We start from the raw sequence: 3,359 nt of genomic DNA, 5'->3' as shown, positions 1-3,359 counted from the left end.
GCACGTACTCCGCGGTCTTTATCTTCTCAACCGTGCCCGCCACGTCGAGCCTTGTCGTGTTGTGGGAGGTGTATGCCTCCTCGGCCTGGGTCTTAACATCTCCCTCCACTACGAACTTGTCGTAGTTGAGGTCGCGGGTGTCGGCATGCACGCGGTAGTAGTCGCCCATGTCCTCAGCGCGAAGTCGCTCCTCGCAGGTCATGAGCGTCTCGTAGAGCTTCTCTCCGTGGCGAGTGCCGATGACCTGGGTGCCAGTGCGCCCGAACACCTCCTGCACGGCCTCGGCGAGGTCGCCCACGGTCGAAGCCGGGGCCTTCTGGACGAAAAGATCTCCAGGGTTCGCATGTTCGAAGGCGAAGCAGACAAGATCGACCGCCTCGTCGAGGTTCATGAGGAAGCGCGTCATGTTCGGGTCGGTCACCGTGAGGGGCAGACCCTTGCGTATGCGGTCGATGAACAGCGGGATGACGCTGCCGCGCGAGCACATTACGTTGCCGTAGCGCGTGCAGCAGATCGTCGTGCCCGACTCGGCGCCGTTGCGGGCGTTGGCGTAGATGACCGACTCCATCATGGCCTTGGACTTGCCCATGGCGTTTATCGGGTAGGCCGCCTTGTCGGTTGACAGGCACACCACTCGCTCGACGCCTTCCGCGATGGCGGCGTGCAGCACGTTGTCAGTGCCGATGACGTTCGTGCGCACGGCCTCCATGGGGAAGAACTCGCAGGAGGGCACCTGCTTTAAGGCCGCCGCATGGAACACATAGTCCACGCCGCGCATGGCGTCGCGGACAGACTGGAGGTCTCGCACATTTCCTATGTGGAAGCGGACCTTATGGGCCGCCTCGGGGCTCACCCTCTGCAGGAGGTGCCGCATGTCGTCTTGCTTCTTCTCGTCGCGGGAGAATATGCGGATCTCACCCACATCAGGGCCCAGGAAGTGCCTGAGCACGGTCGAGCCGAAGCTCCCCGTCCCGCCCGTTATCATGAGCGCCTTGCCAGCGAACGCGGCCATGTCAGCTGCCATGCACGGTTCCTTTCAATCTCTGCAACTCTTCTTCCAGAACGTCGTAGAAGCGCTCCTTCGCGAAGTGCTCCTCGTAGTAGCGCCTGCCCCTCGCGCCCATGGCCTCCCGCTCTGAGGGCGGCATGTCGGCGAACTGCCGGCAGATCTCGGCGAGCCCGGCGGGGTCCTCGGCGTCGCAGCACAGGCCGCAGCCCGCCTCCTCGATGACGCGGCGGGCCTCTCCGACGACCGTCCCCAGGACCGGCCTCCCCGCGGCCATGTAGGAGGTGACCTTCCTGGGCAGCGTGTAGCCGAGGATCGGGTTGTCCTGGAACGTCGCCACCATGGCGTCCGAGGAGGCGTAGAACGACGGCATCTCGGAGAGGGGGCGTCGCCCGTGGAAGGTCACGCACCCCGCCCCGATCTCGTCCTTGTACTTCCTCAGGGTCTCGAGCTCGGAGCCCGATCCCACCACGTGAAATGCGAAGCGGTCGTCGTCCTCGAGGTAGTGTCCCGCCTCAATGAACGTGCTCACCGCCTGCGCGGCGCCGACGTTCCCCGCGAAGGTGAGGTTGACCTTTGCGGGGTCGTACTCCCCGCGCCTGGGAGCCTCCTTATCGAAGATGTCCTCGGCGTACTGCGGCAGGTACGCCGGCCGCACGTCTTCCATCCCCAGCTGCTCCCTGTAGTAGTCGCCGAACGTCCTCGAGGACACAGCGAGAGCGTCCGCCGAGGAGTAGATCTTGCGCGAGGCGCGCGCATAGTGACGGTAGACGAGGGAGCCGCGCTTGACGCCGCCCACGGTCAGGCTCTCCGGCCAGAGGTCCTGGCACCACAGCAGCACGGGGACGTCGTTCTTATCGCCGTAGGCCAGCGCCGGCCTGCTCATCATGACGGGCGACGTCTGGAACGACAGCACCACGTCGTAGCCGGGTTCCATCTTTCGCGCCGCCCGGGTCGCGTTGGCGCTGAAGCTGTAGTAGTTGAGCACGCGCTGCCAGGCCTCGCGCCCGCGCGGGACGAGCCTCACCCGCTCGATGCGGACGCCGTTGCGCACCTGGGACGCCTGCGCGCCCTTTCCGTACCCCGGGTAGATGTCGCCGTCCGGGTAGTTCGGCGTTCCCGTGAGGACGGTCACGCTGTGGCCCATGGCCGCGAGCCCCTCGCAGACGTCGGGGATGGCGAACGGCTCCGGCCAGTAGTGCTGGCTCACCGCCAGGATGCGCAAGGGGCGTTCCGTCTCGGGCAGGTCCTCGTTGGAGGGCGGCGCGCCCCCGACGCCGCCGAGGATCGCCGAGGCGACCTCCTCCTCGGTGTAGTCCTCGGCCTCGTCCACCTCGCCGATGGGGACGACCTCGTTCTCGCCGGTCTCCGGGTCGAACCTCCTGCGCACGACGGGCACGAACATCCGCAGGGACATGGCGCAGAGGAAGGCGCAGGCCATGAGCGCGAGGACGATGACCACCCTCCAGAGCGCCCCCACCTGCGTGACGGCGACGGCGCACAGGCACAGCAGGGCCGTGCACCCGTATATTATGGCGACCGCCGCCCTCTGCCCGTAGCCCCTGCCGAGGAGCCGGTGGTGGATGTGGCCCTTGTCGGGCGTCCCTATGCTGACGCCCACGCGCGTGCGCCGCACGATCGCGGCGAGCGTGTCGAGTATGGGGACGCCGACCATGACCATGGGGACCAGAAGCGATGTGATGCTGGTGACGTGCGTGGTTCCCATGAGCGCCGCCAGGCCGAGGCAGAAGCCTGCCGTCAGCGAGCCTGAGTCGCCCAGGAAGATCTTAGCCGGGTTGAAGTTCCAGCGCAGGAAGCCGAGCGCGGCGCCGACGAGGGCCGCCGCGAGGGCCGCCGCGTCCAGGCGCCCCGCCATGAGGGAGACCGCGAGAAGCGTGGCGCCGACCATGGCCGCGACGCCCGTCGCCAGGCCGTCGATGCCGTCGATGAGGTTGATGATGTTGGCGAACGAGACGAGGTACGAGACCGTCACCGGGTACGCGACCCATCCAAGGGTCACGAGGCTGTCGTCAACAGGACTGATCAGGTCCCCGACGAGGACTCCGCTCGCAGCCGCGACGCAGGCCGCGACCGCCTGCCAGAGGAGCTTGCTCATCGGCGTGAGGTGGCGGACGTCGTCGATCGCGCCGGTCAGGAACATGACGAGGACGGAGAGGGCGACGCCGAGGTAGCTGACGCCGCTCTCGGGAGGGAAGACGTCGGCAGGCTCCCACCCGAGGGGCCCGGAGAGGGCCAGCGCGCCGGCGAAGGCGGCGATCAGCCCGAGCATGACCGCGATTCCGCCCATTCGCGGCGTCGGCCTGGTGTTGACCCTGCGGCCGCTCGGATAGTC

2 protein-coding genes are annotated in these 3,359 nt (G+C 67.3%); both read right to left on the bottom strand.

The genetic code is table 11. The features are described 5' to 3' along the window. A partial coding sequence (locus tag G7Y50_RS11740) for a polysaccharide biosynthesis protein (RefSeq protein ID WP_304518509.1) occupies positions 1-1,024 on the bottom strand: 1,024 nt, incomplete at its 3' end. Then, a partial coding sequence (locus G7Y50_RS11735) for a glycosyltransferase (RefSeq protein ID WP_165057093.1) occupies positions 1,014-3,359 on the bottom strand: 2,346 nt, incomplete at its 5' end. The genes G7Y50_RS11735 and G7Y50_RS11740, both read right to left, overlap by 11 nt.

This window comes from Adlercreutzia sp. ZJ176 (assembly GCF_011038975.1).
GTDB lineage: Bacteria > Actinomycetota > Coriobacteriia > Coriobacteriales > Eggerthellaceae > CAAEEV01.
Note: the sequence above shows the minus strand (reverse complement) of the source record. Positions and strands in the feature narration are given on the sequence as shown.